Genomic DNA, 17585 nt, shown 5'->3' with positions numbered 1-17585 from the left:
AAAGTGCGCAACGGTTTTCCGTCCGGAAGTGCGTAAAAACAATAATCTAAAGCTGTTTAGCGATTCCATGAGCCGCTTAACGGCTCTAGAGCTCGCCGGAAACCTCGCGACGGCGGCGGTCGAGCTCTTCGCTGTAGCGACGCAATGTGTAACTCTCGGTCAGCAGCCCCACGACCTTGCGTTCAATGAGGTCGTTTATGACCACGAGCGCTTCGCTCTTCGTCTGGTCGAACATGGCTGCGGCCTGCTTGGCGTTCATCTGCGGCTGCAGGAATTCGTTGCGATGGCGGATGAAATCGGCAAGGCCATGTTCCTCGTCATCTTTCTCGACCGGGCTCGCATAAATATCCGGCACCAGCACCATGCCGGAATATTTCTCTTTGTCGTCGATCAGAATGACGCGCTGCGCCGAGCCGATCGGAAAGGCTTTGCGGAATTCCTCGATGCTCATGCCGACGCTTGCCGTATGCACATCCGGGCGCATCATGCGTGCCACAGTGAGGTTGCGGATCCACCCGACGTCGTGTGCGCTGCGGATGCTTTCTCCACGCAGATGGAAGCGCCATGTGGCGAAGGAATAGCCGAAGGTCGTGCGCACGACGAGAGACGAGGTGATGACAGCAGCCAAGACCAGCGCGGTAATCGGAAAGTCGCCGGTGATCTCCAGCGCCAGGAACGTCATCGTCAGCGGGCCGCCGATGATCGAAACGGCAAGCGCACTCATGCCGACCACCGCATAGACGGCTGGCGTCAGCGTGGCGTGATCGAAATAGGGGGCGCAATAGGCGAAAATCTTGCCGAGCAGCGCGCCCATGAACAGCGATGCGAAGAACAAGCCGCCCCTGAAGCCGGAGCCGATCGACACAGCCGAGGCGAGGGATTTCAAAACGAAAAGGCTGACCAGCGCCCACAAGGTTACATCGGTGGAGAGATTGAGATGGAGGGCTCCGTGGCCGGCCGATAGAACCTGGGGTGATATCAAAGCCAGCAAGCCGACGAACAGGCCGCCGAGCGCCGGGCGGAAAGGCGGCGCAATCGAGCTCTTGCGCGCCAGTTCCTCGACCCAGGCGACGCCCTGCATGATCAGGATGCCGATGCCGGCGCAAAAAGCGCCGAGCAAAACAGCCGGAAGGTAATCCGCCGGCACTATTGTGCCGAAATGGCCGATATCGATGGCGAAGTCGTCGCCGGCGAGCAGCCTTGCGATCATCGTCGATATCAGGGCCGAGACGACGACGGGCGTCAGGGTCAGGATGGAATAGGTGCCGATGATCAGCTCGAAGGCGTAAAAGGCGCCGGTCAGCGGTGCGTTAAACGCTGCGGCAATGGCGCCGGCAGCACCGCAGCCCACGAGCATGCGCAGATCCGCGCGGCGCATCTGCATCTTGTAACCGAACTTCGAAGCGATGCCGGCGGCAAGCTGCGTGTAGCCCGCCTCAAGCCCGACGGAGGCGCCGAACCCATTCGAGATCAGGTTCTGCACGGCGACGATGATGCTGTCGGTCAAGGACATGCGTCCGCCATGCAGCGCATTCGCCTCGATCGGGTCGACCATCGGCTTCTTGCGGGTGCGTGAAAGAATATAGAGCAGAATACCAAGAATGATGCCGCCGGCTATCGGGGCTATCAGCACCACCGATTTGTCCGGGATCGCCACTGCCGCCGAGCTCAGGCGCTCGTAATCCGTGATCCCGTAGATGAGGCTGTGCAGCTTGCGCGAAACGAAACTCATGGCCGTAACGGCGCAGCCGGACGCGATGCCCACGAGCGCGCCGGCGAAAACGAGTCCTAGTTCGCCGCGGCGGAGCAGCGCTCTAAATCGACCAAGATCGAATAGGGCTGAGAAGACGCCCAGGCGACGGGGTTGGAATTTCTGCAACATTGGGGACGGACGATACGTTTCTACTCGAATATGAGGGCTTAGCCTCTATAAACTCCTAACATCAAAGAAATACGGCAAAAAAAGTGATGTGTTCTCGGGATTATGCGGCGATTTCGCGGCTGGGACAGCCGATGTCGCACCCATGTCCTTGATTGACTTGAACTAAGTGAAAGCCTAATCATTGCCGGCATAACGAATGGTTTCCGAGCGGCGATGTGCCGCATGGGATGAAAAGGGAATGTGAAGGGGCGGACCCAATCCGGGCGTTCTCATCACAGCCGACCCCGCGACTGTAGAGCGGTCAGGGTCTTTCGTCCGGTTTGACAGCTATCCCGCCGATGGTTCGCATGGGGCGAACAGGCGGAGAAACTTCAAGCCGGAAAAGCCACTGGTGTGGCATCATGATCTACCAGGGCTGGACGCCTCCGATATCTACGAATCGTCCGTCTTTTCATGATGCATTGCCGGGAAGGCGAGAAAGATCCGCTGGTGCACGATCGGGGGCGACCGGTTTCGGTCTGCCCCCTCGTTGCGCCTTAACCGCGAGCCAGGAGACCTGCCATACGTGCCGGGCACAGCGCCCATCTTGGGACGCATGTCTCGCTGCCAGCACGGAGGTTGTCATGGCGCCAAACGAATTTCTCGCGCGTAAGCGCGCCCCTTTCGGTCTTAGCCGCGTTGCGCGGCTCCGTGCCCTCGTGTGGGGGCGACAATAGCTCATGCCATCCTCACAATCCCGCGCTGTTTTCGTTCTCGGCGGCGCGCGCTCCGGCAAATCCCGATTCGCCGAATCGCTGATCTCGGATACCGGCCTTGACCGTCACTATGTGGCGACCGGACGAGCCTGGGACGACGAAATGCGCGAACGTATCGCGCAGCATCGAAACGAACGCGGCGATCTCTGGACGACGCACGAGGAGCCGCTCGACCTGACCGCCCGGCTGGCGGCGATCGACGGCGATGGCCGCGCTGTTCTCGTCGATTGCCTGACGCTGTGGGTCACCAATCTGATGATGGCCGAACGAAACGTCGCAGCTGAATTTGCTGTTCTTACCGAATTTTTGCCGAAGGCCAAGGCGCGGCTCGTGCTCGTCTCCAACGAGGTCGGGCTCGGCATCGTGCCGGAAAACCGCATGGCGCGCGAATTTCGCGATCATGCCGGCCGGCTGCACCAGATGATCGCGGCGACAAGCGCCGAAGTCTATTTTATCGCGGCGGGATTGCCGCTGAAAATGAAGGGTTGATCCACATGAACCAGGCAAAGATTCCCGCCACCGTCATCACCGGCTTTCTGGGAGCCGGCAAGACAACGATGATTCGCAACCTGTTGCAGAATGCCGGCGGCAGGAAGATCGCCCTCATCATCAACGAGTTCGGTGATCTGGGTGTCGACGGCGACGTGCTCAAGGGCTGCGGCGCGGAGAACTGCACCGAGGACGACATCATCGAGCTGACCAATGGCTGCATCTGCTGCACCGTCGCCGACGATTTCATCCCGACCATGACCAAGCTTTTGGAGCGTGACGCGCGTCCCGACCATATCATCATCGAAACCTCCGGTCTGGCGCTGCCGCAGCCGCTGGTCGCTGCCTTCAACTGGCCTGACATCCGCACGCATGTCACCGTCGATGGCGTCATCACCGTGGTCGACAGCGCCGCCGTCGCCGCAGGCCGCTTTGCCGACGATCATGATGCCGTCGAAGCCCGTCGTGTCGAGGACGATTCGCTCGATCACGAAAGCCCGATCGAGGAACTGTTCGAGGACCAGCTGACCTGCGCCGATCTGATCGTTCTCAACAAGACCGACCTGATCGACGTCGCCGGCCTTGGCCGCGTGCGTGCGGAAGTCGCGTCACGCACCGTCCGCAAGCCGACGATCATCGAGGCGAAGAACGGCGACGTGCCGGCAGCCATTCTGCTCGGCCTCGGCATCGGTACCGAAGGTGATATCGTCAACCGCAAATCGCACCATGAGTTGGAACACGAAGACGGCACACCACATGATCACGACGAATTCGACAGCTTCGTCGTCGAGCTTGGCCCCATTGCCGACCCGAACGCCTTCATCGAAGCGCTGAAGAGCGTCATTTCCGAACATGATATCCTGCGTCTCAAGGGTTTTGTCGATGTGCCCGGCAAGCCGATGCGCTTGCAGGTACAGGCCGTCGGCAGCCGCATCGACAACTATTTCGACCGTACCTGGGCGCCCGGCGAGGAGCGCGCGACGCGGCTGGTTGTCATCGGTCTGCACGAGATGGACGAAGGGATCGTGCGCAAGGCGATCGAAGCGCTGGTCTAAGGCAAAGTCATGCATCTCCTCCTAGCCCAGAAGGGAACGATCAGTGACGGCGACGAGGCGATCGATCTCGGCCAGTCGCCGGGCGATATCCTCTTCCTGTCGGCGGCCGATACCGAGCTTGCGGCGATAGCCGCGGCTCGCGGGCAAGGCGAGGGCAGCTGTTCTCTGCGGCTTGCGAGCCTGATGAGCCTCAAGCATCCGATGTCGGTCGATACCTATATCGAGCGCACCGCGCGGCATGCGAAGCTGATCGTCGTGCGAGCGCTCGGAGGTGCGAGCTATTTCCATTATGCACTGGAGGCGCTGCATGCTTGTGCTGCGCGTCAGGGTGCGGCGATCGCCGTGCTGCCGGGAGATTCGAAACCCGATCCCGGGCTGACGCCCTTTTCCAATGTCGCGCTCGATGATCTCAATGCGCTCTGGTCCTATTTGATCGAGGGCGGGGAGGCGAACTCCAGGGCGTTTCTCGCCTATGCCGAGGCGATGCTGTCAGGGGCGGAAAAGCCGATGCCGGCCGCACCCTTGATGAAGGCCGGGATCTGGTGGCCGGGCAGGGGTGCGATCGGGATCGAGGAGTGGAGGAGTGTTTCTGCGTCGTGTGGAAGCACCCCCTCATCCGCCCTTCGGGCACCTTCTCCCCGAGGGGAGAAGGCGGAAGTCAAGGCTGCAGTATTACCCTCGCCCCAGCGGGGAGAGGGTGGCGCCCCTGAGTTTATCGAAGGAGCGCCGGGTGAGGGGGCGTTACAGGGAGCGGAGCAGTTGGCGGACCTCAAAGTTCCGACTGTTGCCATCTCCTTCTATCGCGCGCTCGTCCAGAGCGGCGAAACCAGGCCTGTCGAAGCCATGATGCAAGCGCTCATCGCAGAGGGTATGCGGCCGTTGCCGGTGTTCGCCTATAGTTTGAAGGATGCGGTATCCGTCGGCATTCTGGAGAGCGTTTTTGCCGAGCTGAAGCCGGATGTCGTCGTCAACACGACAGGCTTTGCGGTGTCTGCACCGGGCGCGGATCGTCAACCGACGGTTCTCGAAACAGGCGAGGCGATCGTCCTGCAGGCAATCCTTTCGGCTTCGTCCAAGGAAGCCTGGGAGGCATCGTCGCAGGGGCTTTCGGCGCGCGATCTCGGCATGAATGTCGCGCTGCCGGAAGTCGACGGGCGTGTGCTTGCCCGCGCCGTGTCGTTCAAGGCGGCGGCGCGTTACGACGAGCGTGTCGAGGCCAATATCGTCGCCAGCGAACCGCTTGGCGATCGTATGCGCTATACGGCGCGGCTGGCTGCAAACTGGGCGCGGTTACGCAATACACAGCCGAGGGATCGTCGCGTCGGGCTTGTCATGGCGAATTACCCGAACCGGGATGGCCGTCTGGGCAATGGCGTCGGATTGGACACCCCCGCCGGTACGATCGAGGTTTTGAGAGCGATGCAGGCGGCAGGCTATCCTGTCGCCGGGGTGCCAGCCGATGGCGACGCGCTGATGCGACACTTGGCGGATGGTCCCACAAATTCCGGCCATGATGGCAGGCTGGTTCGCGAGAGGCTTTCCTTTAGCGAATACAGGAATTTCTTCTCGTCTCTTCCTGAACGGCTTCAGGATGAGATCACGACACGCTGGGGTGATCCCGAGGCGGATCCCTATGCGCGCGAGGGCGCCTTTGCCCTGCCGTTCACCCGTTTTGGTAATGTGCTTGTCGGCATCCAGCCGGCGCGCGGCTACAATATCGATCCGAAGGAGAGCTATCATTCTCCAGATCTCGTTCCGCCGCACGGCTATCTCGCCTTCTATGCCTTTCTGCGCCGATCCTTCGATGCGCATGCCGTCATCCACATGGGCAAGCATGGCAATCTCGAATGGCTGCCGGGTAAGGCGCTGGCATTGTCGGAAAACTGCTATCCCGAGGCGATCCTCGGGCCTACGCCCAACCTCTATCCGTTCATCGTCAACGATCCCGGCGAGGGCACGCAGGCCAAGCGCCGCACCAGCGCTGTGATCATCGACCACCTGACGCCGCCGCTGACGCGCGCCGAGAGCTACGGTCCGTTGAAGGATCTGGAAGCACTTGTCGATGAATATTACGAGGCATCGGGCGGCGACCCGCGTCGTGTCCGTCTGCTGCGCAAGCAGATTCTCGATCTTGTCGCCGATATCGGTCTCGATCAGGACGCCGGCATCGCCAAGGGTGAGGGCGAGGATGAGGCGTTGCGCAAGCTCGACGCCTATCTCTGCGACCTCAAGGAAATGCAGATCCGTGATGGTTTGCATATTTTCGGCGTTTCGCCGTCTGGACGGCTGCTGACGGATTTGACTGTGGCACTGGCGCGGGTTCCCAGAGGTTTGGGTAAGGGCGGTGATCAGAGCCTGCAGCGGGCGATTGCGCTAGACGCGTTGGAGGGAGTGGAATTTGCGGATAGGGCGGGTATCTCTCCGCAAAAGCCATTCGATCCGTTGGATTGCGATATGGCCGCCGAATGGACTGGCAAGCGTCCCAATATTCTTGCTGACATTTCCGACGCTCCTTGGCGCACTCAAGGTGATACAGTCGAGCGCATCGAACTTCTGGCAGCGAAATTCGTTGCTGGCGAGATTGCATGTCCCGAGAGTTGGCCCTACACAAGCGTCGTTCTCGCTGAAATCGAAACCCGGCTTAAGCCATCGATCCTTGCCTGCGGCGATGCGGAGATCGCTGCCTTGATGAAGGGTCTCGACGGGCGTTTCGTTCCACCCGGCCCCTCAGGCGCACCGACGCGCGGCAGGCCGGATGTGTTGCCGACCGGGCGGAATTTCTATTCGATCGATAGTCGCGCGGTGCCGACGCCGGCCGCCTATGAACTTGGCAAGAAATCCGCCGAACTCTTGATCCGCCGCTATGTTCAGGACCATGGCGAATGGCCCGTTTCTTTCGGCCTCACCGCCTGGGGCACATCGAACATGCGCACGGGCGGCGACGATATCGCGCAGGCGTTGGCGCTGATCGGCGTCAAGCCGGTCTGGGATATGACTTCGCGGCGGGTTACCGGCTACGAGATCATCCCGCCTGCAATGCTCCGCCGGCCGCGTGTCGACGTCACCCTTCGCATCTCCGGCTTTTTCCGCGATGCCTTTCCCGAGCAGATCGCTTTGTTCGACAAGGCGATCCGGGCTGTCGGGGCGCTTGATGAGGATGCGACGGATAATCCGATCGCAGCGCGCATGCGGGGCGAGATCGCGCGGCTCGAAGCGGCCGGCCTGGACACAGCCTCGGCCAGCCGGCGCGCCGGCTACCGCATCTTCGGTTCGAAACCCGGCGCTTACGGTGCTGGCCTGCAGGCGCTCATCGACGAGAAGGGCTGGGAGCGACGTGCGGACCTGGCCGAAGCCTATCTTGTCTGGGGCAGCTATGCCTATGGCGCCGGCGAGGAAGGACGGGCTGAGCGGGGGGTGTTCGAGGAACGATTGCGCTCGATCCAGGCGGTCGTGCAGAACCAGGACAACCGCGAGCACGACCTGCTCGACAGCGACGACTACTATCAATTCGAGGGCGGCATGGCCGCCGCCGCCGAACAGTTGGCCGGTGCTCGTCCGTCGATCTATCATAACGACCATTCGCGGCCGGAAAAGCCGATCATCCGTTCGCTGGAAGAGGAGATCGGCCGGGTGGTGCGCGGGCGTGTCGTCAATCCGAAATGGATCGATGGCGTCATGCGCCATGGCTACAAGGGCGCCTTCGAGATCGCCGCGACCGTCGATTATCTCTTCGCGTTTGCGGCAACGACCGGAGCCGTCCGCAACCATCATTTCGAAGCGGTCCACCAGGCCTTCGTCGTCGATCAGCGCGTGCGCGATTTCATGGCGGAGAAGAACCCGGCTGCACTGCGCGAGTTGAAGGAACGCCTGCTGGAGGCGATCGACCGCAATCTTTGGACGCCGAGGAGCAATTCGGCGCGCTTCGATCTGGAAAGCCTGAAACCGGGCAAGGAGGCTGCGGCGTGAGTGCGGTCGAGGACCTTCTGGCGGCCTTCCGCGACTATCTCTTGTCGCGTAGCGATCCGATGCTGAGGCATTTCATCGAGGGTTTCCAGTGGTCGATGAAAGAGCGGTCGCTTGCGCCGCGCGATCTGCCTGTGGTTGCCTATCTTCGCGGGCTGCGCAGGTCGGGCGGTGAAGCGGAGGCGGCCTTGTTTGACAGTCTTCTCAACGCCGCCGGTATGCTGCATTGGGCTCAGACCTACAGCATCACCGATTTCGGGGCGGATTTCCTCCAGAGATATGGCTGGGTCGAACTCTTCGGCACGCGCGGTCATTTCTCAAGCGACGACATGGCCGGCGGCTTCCTGCTGCTCGGGCCTCGGGTGCATTACCCCGATCATCATCATCAGGCCGAGGAAATCTATATCCCGCTGACGGACGGCTCGCTGTGGAGCAAGGATGCGCAGTCTTTCCTGCCGCGCCGGTCGGGCGAGGTCATCCACCATCCCTCGAATATCCGCCATGCCATGCGAACCGAAAGCCTGCCGCTGGTGGCGCTCTACCTCTGGCGAGGCGGGCCGCTGGCACAGAAATCGATCATATCAGGGAGAATGCCATGAGCGACGAATTGGCCGAAACAGGCCCCGACGCACCGAAGAACGACGATGCTCGCCATGCCGACAAGATGGCCAAGAAGAAGGCGGCGCGCGACAAGATCATGGCGACCAAGACCGACGAGAAGGGCTTGATCATCGTCCATACCGGCAAGGGCAAGGGAAAATCGTCAGCCGCTTTCGGCATGATCTTCCGCCATATCGCGCATGGAAAGCCCTGCGCCGTCGTCCAGTTCATCAAGGGCGCGATGTGGACCGGCGAGCGCGATCTGATCGAAAAGCATTTTTTCGATGTCTGCCAGTTTCATACCATGGGCGAAGGCTTCACTTGGGAGACGCAGGATCGCGCCCGCGACGTGGCGGCGGCGCGAGTGGCCTGGGAAAAGGCCAAGGATCTGATCCGCGACGAGCGTAACTCGATGGTGTTGCTGGACGAGATCAATATCGCGCTGCGCTACGACTATCTCGATATCAACGAAGTGCTGGAATTCCTGAAGACGGAAAAGCCCTACATGACGCATGTGGTCCTGACGGGCCGCAATGCCAAGGAAGAGCTGATCGAGATCGCCGATCTCGTCACCGAGATGGAGCTGATCAAGCATCCGTTCCGCTCCGGCATCAAGGGACAGCCGGGCGTCGAATTCTGACCGGCGGCGAGGCCGCTGCTAGCTGCTGGGGATCATCGTCTTCAGCAATTCGGCGGTCTCAGGGTCCGCGGGGAAGAAAGATTCGATTGCCAGCTCCGATAGAGTCACGTCGACTGGCGTTCCGAAGATAGTCGTTGTCGAGATGAAGGCGAGGCGGCCCGCTTCGGTGAGGAGTTCGAGCGGCACCGCGATGCCTGCAAAATCTCGGTCGGAGGAGCCTGATTTCTGTGCCGGCGGCGCGGGATAGGCGGAAAGCTCCTGCAGCAATTTTATGAGCACAGGATCGCCTGTCGCGGTGGTCTGTTGACGCAAGCGCTCCAACAGATGGTTACGCCATTCGGGCAGATTGACGATCCGGGGCGCCAGTCCATCCGGATGCAGGCTGAGCCTCAGCACATTGACAGGTGGATTGGCGAGCGAGATATCGGCGATGCCGGCAAGAAGTGGCGCGACTGCGGCGTTGGCGGCGACCAGCGTCCAGTGACGGTCGACCGCCAGCGCCGGAAAGGGCTCGTGGCCTTTCAATAGCATATCGATCGCGCGCCATGCCGGTGCAAGTGCGGGGTCGTCCAGCTTGCGCTCGGGAAACACGGGCGCAAATCCTGCCGCCAGAAGCATCGGATTGCGTTCGCGCAGCGGCACGCCGAGCCGTTCGGCGAGATGCATCAGCATCTCGCGGCTGGGAAGCGAGCGCCCGCTCTCGATGAAGCTGAGATGTCGTTGTGAGATGTCGGCTTCGATGGCGAATTCCAGCTGGCTCAAACGGCGGCGTTGCCGCCATTCGCGCAGATGGTCGCCGATAGAGCGGGCCGTCGTCATCATGCGGCCACCGGCAGCTGATCGATGAAGCCGTGAACGGACTTCAGGCGGTCGCCCTCGAGAATGGCGAAATCCGTGCCCTTGATCAGCGGCTCTGCGTCAGCCGGGCCGAAGCCCCAGGAGAAGCGGAGATTGTCACCATGGCGGTCGCCGTCCGTGATCAATGTGAAGCGGAAGCCCGGGAAGCGCTCGTGCGCTGCCGTGACCAGCGCGTGGATCTGCTCGCGATCGCCGGCGCGCATCAGTGGATCGATATAGCTGCAGCTTTCGGTCCATGCTTCGGCGATAAGGGCACGCCGGCGTTCGGAATCCGTCTCATTCCAGATGGCAATATAACGTTCGGCAATGGTGGTTGCATCGGTCATCGGTCAACTCCTTTGGATCGCCTGAACCGTTCAGGCAGGGCGATCATGGGCGAGCTCCAAACCACTATCAATTACGTCGGAGGTAATCAAAGATGCCGATTGTTACAGCCCGAGCCAGATCCGCACGGGATGGGTCGGGTCTGCAAGAAGCTTGACCGCGAAGGCGATGCAGACGACGACGAGCAATGGCTTGATCAGCCTGGCGCCGATGCGCATGGCCAGCCGCGAACCCGCTTGCGCGCCGAGAAATTGGCCAAGCCCCATGATGAGGCCCACCTTCCACAGAATGACGCCGGAAAAGATGAAGACGATCATGCTGCCGAGATTCGAGCCGAAATTGAGCAGCTTCGTATGCGCCGTTGCCTTCAGCAGGCCAAAACCCGCGAGGGTCACGAAGGCCAGCATCAGGAATGAACCGGTGCCGGGCCCGAATGCGCCGTCATAGAAGCCGATCAGCGGCACGAGGGTTACGCCGAATAGCCCCGCGCTCATGCGGCGATGCTTCTCGACATCGCCGAGGTTGGGCTTGACGGCGAAGTAAAGTGCGATGGCGATCAAAAGGAAGGGCAGGGTGATGCGCAGCACGTCGCTTGGCATGATGGTCGCCAGCATCGCGCCGAGCATGCCGCCGATCACGGCCATCAGCGCCATCGGCAGCTGTTCGCGAAGCTGCACATGTCCCTGCCGGGCATAGGCGATGGTCGCCGAGGCCGCGCCGCAGATCGACTGCACCTTGTTGGTGCCGAGCGTCTGCAGCGGTGGAATGCCGGCCAGCAACATGGCGGGCACGGTGACCAGCCCACCGCCGCCGGCGATGGAATCGACGAAACCGGCGAAGAAGGCGGCGGCAAAGAGCAGGAGCAGCAGTTGAAATGTCATGTCTTGCAAGGCAGGGACTCTAGGGCATGAAATCAAGGCGCCTTCTTGCACTCCGGTCGCGCCAAGGCAATTGCCTGCGAGACACACCAGGCGAAATTGACGGGTCGGGGACGGGTGGGTAGATGTGTGATGTCGATTGCAGCCGCTTGAGGATTGAGTATGACGACATATGCCGGTTCCCCCCGCCGCTATGTTCTTGGTCTGGGCTGCGAGCGCGGCACGGACTGGAATGACGTGCGCATGCTTGCTGAACGAGCGTTGCACGAGGTTGGAATCGGAAGCGAGCAGTTGCTGGCGGTCGTCTCGATCGATACGCGCATCGATGAGCCTGCCATCCTCGAGGTCGCCACGCATTTTCGTCTGCCGGTGCGTTTTTTCAATGTGGCCGCGCTGGAGCGGGAGACGCCCCGCCTGAAGAACCCGTCCGAGCTGGTTTTTGCTCATGTCGGTTGTCATGGCGTTGCCGAGGCGGCGGCGTTGGCGGCTGCCGGCGCCGATGCCGAGCTCGTGCTTCCCAAGATCAAGTCAGCGTTTGCCACGGCTGCGATCGCTAGGATCGGCTGAAGGCTAGCCGCTGCTCACAGCGTGCAAACGGTATGTGCGATATCGTGGCCGTATTTCACCCACTTCGGTTCTCGTGTATGCCGGTAACACAAGCATGATCTCGGATGTAGCGGTATTGCTTAAAGATCAGGTTTCATCAGTATGTTATCAAGGAAAACTCATGCATAAGGTCATATACGATACGGATCCGGGCGTCGACGACGCCATGGCGCTTCTCTTCCTGCACCGTCACCCGGGTATCGACCTTCTCGGCGTCACGACGGTCTTCGGCAACGCCTCGGTTGATACGACGACCCGCAACGCGCTGTTCCTCAAGCGCGAGTGGAATATTCCATGCCCGGTCGCCCGCGGCGCCAGCATCACCTTCGATCCCTCGCGGCAGGAGCGGCCGTGGCCGACCATCGTTCATGGCCACAATGGTCTCGGTAATATCGCCGTACCCGAGACCATCGATCTGCCGACCGATCCGCGGCCGGCTTATCAGTTCATCATCGATACCGTTCGCGCCAATCCGGGCGAGGTGACGCTGGTTGCTGTCGGCCGCATGACCAATCTTGCTTTGGCCCTGAAACACGATCCGGAAATCGCCTCGCTCGTAAAGGGCGTCGTGATCATGGGCGGCAATTTCTATGTGCCCGGCAATGTGTCACCCGTGGCTGAGGCCAATATCCATGGCGATCCGGAAGCTGCCGATCTGATCATGACGGCATCCTGGAAGGTAGTCGTTGTAGGTCTCGATGTGACTGGTGCGACGACCATGGGCCGCAGCTATCTGGCCGACATGGCAAAGGCGGGCGGGCCGTCCGTGCAGCTGCTCTCTGACCTGTCGCAATCCTATATCGATTTCTACAGCCATTTGGTCGAAGACGGCATGATGGTCCACGACAGCTGCGCCTGCGTCTATGTCGTGGCTCCCGAATTGTTCGACACGATCGAGGGGTCGGTGCGCGTCGTCTGCGGCGGCATTGCCGATGGCCAAACGATTATCAAGCCGAACGGCCGTCACTTCCCGCCGGGCGATTGGGACAGTCTGCCGAGTCAGATCGTCTGCACGGGCATTCGGTCGCAGCAGGTTGTCGATCTGATCCGTGACGTGATCCTGGACGAGGGGAAACACTGAGCCTTACGCGAAGGGGCGATCGCGAGCCCCCTTCGCTATCCCTTTTTCTGCGGAACAGCCGTTCCATCAGCTTATCATATGGTTATTTGAGTTTCCGGACAGATTGAGTCCGGAAACCATGCCTTCGATCGAGGTGTTTTTTCCGTTTCCTGTCGCCGCTAGAAAAGCCCATAGCGCGCCGTCACCCATGCGGAGGGTTTCGGTCCCCTAGTATTAGCGATGGAAACGACGTCGGCGGCCGCCGTCTTATCCCGTTCTCAACATTGCAATTTCGGCGATCCGGGCATAGGACAAATGGGATGAACGATACCGCATTTTCGAATCTGCCGGCGCTTGAGCCGGGCTCCGTCTGGCTTGTCGGCGCTGGGCCGGGAGATGCAGGGCTGTTGACCCTGCTGGCGGCCAAGGGGCTAGCCGAGGCGGATATCGTCGTGCATGACGCGCTCGTGAATGAAGACTGCCTGAAGCTCGCCCGCCCGGGGGCGGTGTTGGAATATGCAGGCAAGCGCGGCGGCAAACCGTCGGCCAAGCAGCGAGACATTTCGCTGCGTCTCGTGGAGCTGGCGCGCGCGGGCAAGCGCGTTTTGCGCCTGAAGGGCGGCGATCCATTCGTTTTCGGGCGTGGCGGCGAGGAAGCGCTGGTGCTTGTGGAACATGGTATTCCCTTCCGTATCGTGCCCGGCATCACGGCCGGCATCGGTGGGCTTGCCTATGCGGGAATTCCCGTCACCCATCGCGACATCAACCACGCCGTTACCTTCCTGACCGGCCATGATTCTTCCGGAGTCGTGCCTGACGCCATCAACTGGGAGGCGATCGGCAAGGGATCGCCTGTTATCGTCATGTATATGGCGATGAAACATATTGCCCAGATCAGCGCGAATCTCATCGCGGCCGGCCGTTCGGTGGATGAGCCGGTTGCTTTCGTCTGCAATGCCGCCACCTCCTCCCAGCAGGTGTTGGAAACGACGCTCGGACGCGCGCCTGCCGATATCGAAGCCTCCGGTCTGGAACCTCCTGCGATCGTCGTCGTCGGCGACGTGGTGAGATTGCGGCCCTCGCTCGATTGGCTCGGCGCTCTCTCAGGACGCAAGCTCGTGCCTGTCGCGGAGGTGCGGGCTGGAAACGGACATAAGGTGTCGGCATGAGCGGCCTCCTGATTGCCGCACCGGCATCCGGCTCCGGCAAGACCACATTCACGCTTGGCCTATTGAGAGCGTTGCGGCAGAGGGGTATCGCAGTCGCATCGGGCAAGGCCGGCCCCGACTACATCGATCCTGCCTTTCATGCTGCGGCAGCGGGTTCGCATTGTCTCAATTTTGACCCCTGGGCCATGCGCGCCGAACTCATATCCGCCAATTCGGCACTTCACAGGGCCGGTGCGCGGATGCTCGTGATCGAAGGCATGATGGGTCTGTTCGATGGTGCCGCTGACGGCTCCGGCACGCCAGCCGATCTTGCGGCCTTCCTCGGTCTTTCCGTAGTGCTTGTTGTCGATGCCTCGCGCATGTCGCAATCGGTCGCGGCTCTTGTCAGCGGCTTTGCCAATTTCCGTGCCGATATCCGCATCGCCGGCGTCGTGCTCAATCGTGTTGCCAGCGAAAGGCATGAGTCGATGCTGCGCCGGGCGCTGGACGCGGTGCGGATGCCGGTTCTCGCCGTCATCGGCAACGAGGCGAGCCTCGCTCTGCCGGAAAGGCATCTCGGGCTGGTGCAGGCCGGGGAGCATGCCGCATTGGAGCATTTTATCGAGGCTGCGGCCGGCATCGTGTCCAAGGCGTGCGATTTCGAGCTGTTGCTGCGCGCCGCGCAACAGAATGTCGTGCGTCCATCGACAGCCAACATCGCGCGACTGATGCCGTTCGGGCAGCGCATCGCGGTGGCACGCGATATCGCATTCGCCTTCTGCTACGAGCATATGCTGCTCGGTTGGCGGCGGCGCGGCGCGGAGATCTCCTTCTTCTCTCCCTTGGCGGACGAGGGGCCGGCGGCTGACGCTGACGCCGTCTATCTGCCCGGCGGCTATCCCGAACTGCATGCGGAAAAGCTTGCGAACGCCTATCATTTCCAGTCCGGCGTGAGGGATGCAGCGGCGCGCGGGGCGCGAATCTACGGCGAGTGCGGCGGCTACATGGTGCTTGGCGACGGATTGGTGGATGCGGCCGGGGCTCGCCACGAGATGCTCGGTCTCCTGCCCGTGGTGACCAGCTACGAAAAGCGACAGCGCCATCTGGGCTACCGGCGCGTAACGCCGCTTGCCGGCTCCTTCTTCGAAATGCCGATGACGGCGCATGAGTTTCATTATTCGACCATCGTTTCGGAAGGCGAGGCGGATCGTTTGTTTGCGGTCAGGGATGCGCTTGGCGCCGATCTAGGCGCGGCCGGTCTTCAGCGCGCCAATGTCGCGGGTTCCTATATGCACCTGATCGATCTTGCCGGGGACGCGGCATGACAAGCAGGATCGTCCACGGCGGCGGCATCACCGCGGCGGCTCGCCAGTATGGCGGACGCCCAGAAGACTGGCTTGACCTCTCGACCGGCATCAACCCCAACCCTGTCGCCCTGCCGGAGGTGCCCGTTTCGGCCTGGCACCGGCTGCCGGACCAGCATTTGCAGGAGCGTGCGCGGGAGGCGGCGAGGGCCTATTACCGCAGCGGCGATATCCTGCCCTTGCCCGTTCCCGGTACGCAATCGGTCATTCAGCTGCTTCCCAGGCTCGTGCCCAACGGCAGCGTTGCGATCCTGTCGCCGACCTATGGCGAATATGTCCGGGCGTTCACGCTCGCAGGCCTTCCTGTACGCCAGGTTTCGGGGATAGCTGATCTTACTGCTGAAGACAGGCTCGTCGTCGTCGTCAATCCCAACAATCCGGATGGGCGGAGGCTGTCAGTCGATCAGCTGCGCGATTTGCACGACAGACAACGCCGGCAGGATGGTATCCTGCTGGTCGACGAGGCCTTTGGCGATATCGAACCTGAGGCGACCCTTGCGCCATATGCCGCCTCCATGCCCAGCCTCATCATCTTCCGGTCATTCGGGAAATTCTTCGGCCTGGCCGGTTTGCGGCTCGGTTTCGTGATCGCCGAAGCGTCGATTGCCGCCCAGTTCGAGGATTGGCTGGGTCCCTGGGCCGTGTCCGGTCCGGCGCTGTCGATCGCTGCCTCGTTGATGGAGCGCGACACGAGCGCCGTGCGCGATCGTATTTTACAAAGGCGCCTTGCGCTGGAGACGGCTCTCCATAGGTTCCATCTGCATGTTGCCGGAGGCACGGCCTTGTTCGCGCTGGTTGCGGACGACCGCGCAGAAGGCATATATAAGCATCTCTGCCGCCACCATATTCTGGTCCGCAAGTTCGATTATGCGCGCAATTGGCTGCGCTTCGGTCTCGCTCCGGATGAGGAGGCAGATCACAGACTCGCCGGGGCACTAGAGGATTATTCGACATGACCGCCGACGAACATTTGCTCATTCTCGTGCTTGCATTGCTGCTGGATCGCATCGTCGGCGATCCCGATTGGCTTTGGCAGCGTGTGCCGCATCCCGTCGTGCTGTTCGGCAAGGCGATTTCGTCCTTCGACAGCCGGTTCAATGCAAAACATCTGCCCGGCGTGCTTCGTCGCCGCAACGGTATGATGTCGATCATCGCCTTGCTCATGGGAGCCGTTATCGTCGGCTGGGCGATCCACGGCTTGCTCGCCTTCTTCGGCTGGCTCGGCATATTGGTCGAAGCGGCGCTGGTCGCGGTGTTCCTGGCGCAGAAGAGCCTGGCCGATCATGTCGGTGAGGTCTCGCGGGCGTTGCGGAGCAACGGCCTGGAGGGCGGCCGTCTTGCGGTGTCGCGCATCGTCGGCCGCGACCCCGAGACCTTGGACGAGCCTGGCATCTGCCGGGCGGCGATCGAAAGCCTTGCCGAGAATTTCTCGGATGGCGTCGTGGCGCCGGCGCTCTGGTACGGCATTTTCGGCCTGCCGGGCCTGTTTTTCTACAAGATGCTCAACACAGCTGATTCGATGATTGGCCATAAATCGGAGACCTATGTCGACTTTGGACGGGCGGCTGCACGTTTGGACGATATCGCCAACTGGCCGGCCGCACGATTGTCGATCCTGCTGATCGCCGTCGGCGCCCTCGTCAAGCGCGGGATCTCGGCGCTCGGAAATGCGATCCGAGTCGCGGTCCGGGACGGCGGGCTGCATCGGTCGCCGAATTCCGGCAGGCCGGAAGCGGCGATGGCCGGCGCCCTGGACATTCAGCTTGCGGGGCCGCGGATCTACGGTGGTGAGGTCGTGCGTGAGCCGATGATCAATGGCGCGGGCCGTGACACGGCCACCGTCAGCGACATCGAAGCAGGAATCTCGATCTTCTATTCGGCATGCTCAATGCTGACGCTTTTAGCCTTTTTGGGCTTCCTGCTGCTGCTGTGAGCGACTATCTATATTAATGAATTGCTCACT

At 61.5% G+C, this 17585-nt stretch carries 15 protein-coding genes; 11 read left to right on the top strand and 4 right to left on the bottom strand.

What is annotated here, in order from left to right; genetic code table 11:
* Window positions 1-85: 85 nt before the first annotated feature.
* Entirely contained in the window at window positions 86-1882 is a 1797-nt protein-coding gene (locus AB8B29_RS08740; RefSeq protein WP_037202573.1) for a chloride channel protein, read from the bottom strand.
* A 719-nt stretch (window positions 1883-2601) separates the two neighbouring features.
* Here AB8B29_RS08740 and cobU point away from each other — a divergent pair.
* Genes cobU through cobO form a run of 5 tightly spaced genes read left to right on the top strand, consistent with a single transcriptional unit; the run spans window position 2602 to window position 9384 of the window.
* The gene (cobU, locus tag AB8B29_RS08735; protein ID WP_047639827.1) at window positions 2602-3126 is read left to right on the top strand and encodes a bifunctional adenosylcobinamide kinase/adenosylcobinamide-phosphate guanylyltransferase; all 525 of its coding nucleotides are present in this window, start codon (window positions 2602-2604) and stop codon (window positions 3124-3126) included.
* Between the two features lie 5 nt (window positions 3127-3131).
* Entirely contained in the window at window positions 3132-4181 is a 1050-nt protein-coding gene (gene cobW / locus AB8B29_RS08730; protein ID WP_092573906.1) for a cobalamin biosynthesis protein CobW, read from the top strand.
* 9 nt (window positions 4182-4190) lie between these two features.
* Window positions 4191-8147, top strand: coding sequence for a cobaltochelatase subunit CobN (gene cobN, locus AB8B29_RS08725; RefSeq protein ID WP_439006412.1), 3957 nt, complete (start codon window positions 4191-4193; stop codon window positions 8145-8147).
* Window positions 8144-8743: a dimethylsulfonioproprionate lyase family protein gene (locus tag AB8B29_RS08720; protein ID WP_113119314.1), complete on the top strand. Its 600-nt coding sequence runs from the start codon at window positions 8144-8146 to the stop codon at window positions 8741-8743. The genes cobN and AB8B29_RS08720 overlap by 4 nt, the downstream gene beginning before the upstream one ends.
* The gene (gene cobO / locus AB8B29_RS08715) at window positions 8740-9384 is read left to right on the top strand and encodes a cob(I)yrinic acid a,c-diamide adenosyltransferase (RefSeq protein ID WP_113119313.1); all 645 of its coding nucleotides are present in this window, start codon (window positions 8740-8742) and stop codon (window positions 9382-9384) included. Before AB8B29_RS08720 ends, cobO begins: the two co-directional genes overlap by 4 nt.
* 18 nt (window positions 9385-9402) lie before the next feature.
* Here the strand turns inward: cobO and AB8B29_RS08710 are convergent, their stop codons facing one another.
* The 3 genes from AB8B29_RS08710 to AB8B29_RS08700 all read right to left on the bottom strand — a co-directional run bounded on the left by AB8B29_RS08710 (window position 9403) and on the right by AB8B29_RS08700 (window position 11447).
* Entirely contained in the window at window positions 9403-10206 is an 804-nt protein-coding gene (locus AB8B29_RS08710) for a helix-turn-helix domain-containing protein (RefSeq protein WP_092573900.1), read from the bottom strand.
* The gene (locus AB8B29_RS08705) at window positions 10203-10568 is read right to left on the bottom strand and encodes a nuclear transport factor 2 family protein (RefSeq protein WP_113119312.1); all 366 of its coding nucleotides are present in this window, start codon (window positions 10566-10568) and stop codon (window positions 10203-10205) included. The genes AB8B29_RS08710 and AB8B29_RS08705 overlap by 4 nt, the downstream gene beginning before the upstream one ends.
* A gap of 102 nt (window positions 10569-10670) precedes the next feature.
* Window positions 10671-11447 (bottom strand): TSUP family transporter, encoded by a 777-nt coding sequence (locus AB8B29_RS08700; RefSeq protein WP_112441306.1) that lies wholly within the window; start codon window positions 11445-11447, stop codon window positions 10671-10673.
* Between the two features lie 159 nt (window positions 11448-11606).
* Here AB8B29_RS08700 and AB8B29_RS08695 point away from each other — a divergent pair, with 159 nt between their 5' ends.
* From AB8B29_RS08695 to cbiB, 6 genes are all read left to right on the top strand, one after another.
* Window positions 11607-12011, top strand: coding sequence for a cobalamin biosynthesis protein (locus tag AB8B29_RS08695; RefSeq protein ID WP_051964415.1), 405 nt, complete (start codon window positions 11607-11609; stop codon window positions 12009-12011).
* A 160-nt stretch (window positions 12012-12171) separates the two neighbouring features.
* Complete coding sequence (locus AB8B29_RS08690; RefSeq protein ID WP_047556462.1) at window positions 12172-13131, top strand: nucleoside hydrolase; 960 nt, start codon at window positions 12172-12174, stop codon at window positions 13129-13131.
* Window positions 13132-13430: 299 nt separating this feature from the next.
* Entirely contained in the window at window positions 13431-14279 is an 849-nt protein-coding gene (gene cobA, locus AB8B29_RS08685) for a uroporphyrinogen-III C-methyltransferase (RefSeq protein ID WP_113119311.1), read from the top strand.
* On the top strand, window positions 14276-15583 hold the full coding sequence (locus AB8B29_RS08680) for a cobyrinate a,c-diamide synthase (RefSeq protein WP_113119310.1): 1308 nt from the start codon (window positions 14276-14278) through the stop codon (window positions 15581-15583). Before cobA ends, AB8B29_RS08680 begins: the two co-directional genes overlap by 4 nt.
* A complete protein-coding gene (gene cobD / locus AB8B29_RS08675; RefSeq protein WP_439006407.1) occupies window positions 15580-16578 on the top strand; it encodes a threonine-phosphate decarboxylase CobD in 999 nt (332 codons plus the stop codon). Before AB8B29_RS08680 ends, cobD begins: the two co-directional genes overlap by 4 nt.
* On the top strand, window positions 16575-17555 hold the full coding sequence (gene cbiB, locus AB8B29_RS08670) for an adenosylcobinamide-phosphate synthase CbiB (protein ID WP_037202546.1): 981 nt from the start codon (window positions 16575-16577) through the stop codon (window positions 17553-17555). Before cobD ends, cbiB begins: the two co-directional genes overlap by 4 nt.
* Window positions 17556-17585 lie beyond the last annotated feature (30 nt).

The sequence above is a fragment of the Rhizobium sp. 11_C7_N12_5 genome (genome assembly GCF_051811145.1).
GTDB classification, from domain to species: domain Bacteria; phylum Pseudomonadota; class Alphaproteobacteria; order Rhizobiales; family Rhizobiaceae; genus Rhizobium; species Rhizobium lusitanum.
The sequence above is the reverse complement of the archived record's forward strand: the minus strand, read 5'-3'. Positions and strand labels throughout refer to the sequence as shown.

Coding starts and splice junctions, on each gene's coding strand:
- AB8B29_RS08680 (WP_113119310.1), top strand. CDS start 14,276: ATGAGCGGCCTCCTGATTGCCGCACCGGCATCCGGCTCCGGCAAGACC.
- AB8B29_RS08695 (WP_051964415.1), top strand. CDS start 11,607: ATGACGACATATGCCGGTTCCCCCCGCCGCTATGTTCTTGGTCTGGGC.
- cobA (WP_113119311.1), top strand. CDS start 13,431: ATGAACGATACCGCATTTTCGAATCTGCCGGCGCTTGAGCCGGGCTCC.
- cobD (WP_439006407.1), top strand. CDS start 15,580: ATGACAAGCAGGATCGTCCACGGCGGCGGCATCACCGCGGCGGCTCGC.
- cobW (WP_092573906.1), top strand. CDS start 3,132: ATGAACCAGGCAAAGATTCCCGCCACCGTCATCACCGGCTTTCTGGGA.
- cbiB (WP_037202546.1), top strand. CDS start 16,575: ATGACCGCCGACGAACATTTGCTCATTCTCGTGCTTGCATTGCTGCTG.
- AB8B29_RS08700 (WP_112441306.1), bottom strand. CDS start 11,447: ATGACATTTCAACTGCTGCTCCTGCTCTTTGCCGCCGCCTTCTTCGCC.
- cobO (WP_113119313.1), top strand. CDS start 8,740: ATGAGCGACGAATTGGCCGAAACAGGCCCCGACGCACCGAAGAACGAC.
- AB8B29_RS08710 (WP_092573900.1), bottom strand. CDS start 10,206: ATGATGACGACGGCCCGCTCTATCGGCGACCATCTGCGCGAATGGCGG.
- AB8B29_RS08690 (WP_047556462.1), top strand. CDS start 12,172: ATGCATAAGGTCATATACGATACGGATCCGGGCGTCGACGACGCCATG.
- cobU (WP_047639827.1), top strand. CDS start 2,602: ATGCCATCCTCACAATCCCGCGCTGTTTTCGTTCTCGGCGGCGCGCGC.
- AB8B29_RS08740 (WP_037202573.1), bottom strand. CDS start 1,882: ATGTTGCAGAAATTCCAACCCCGTCGCCTGGGCGTCTTCTCAGCCCTA.
- AB8B29_RS08705 (WP_113119312.1), bottom strand. CDS start 10,568: ATGACCGATGCAACCACCATTGCCGAACGTTATATTGCCATCTGGAAT.
- cobN (WP_439006412.1), top strand. CDS start 4,191: ATGCATCTCCTCCTAGCCCAGAAGGGAACGATCAGTGACGGCGACGAG.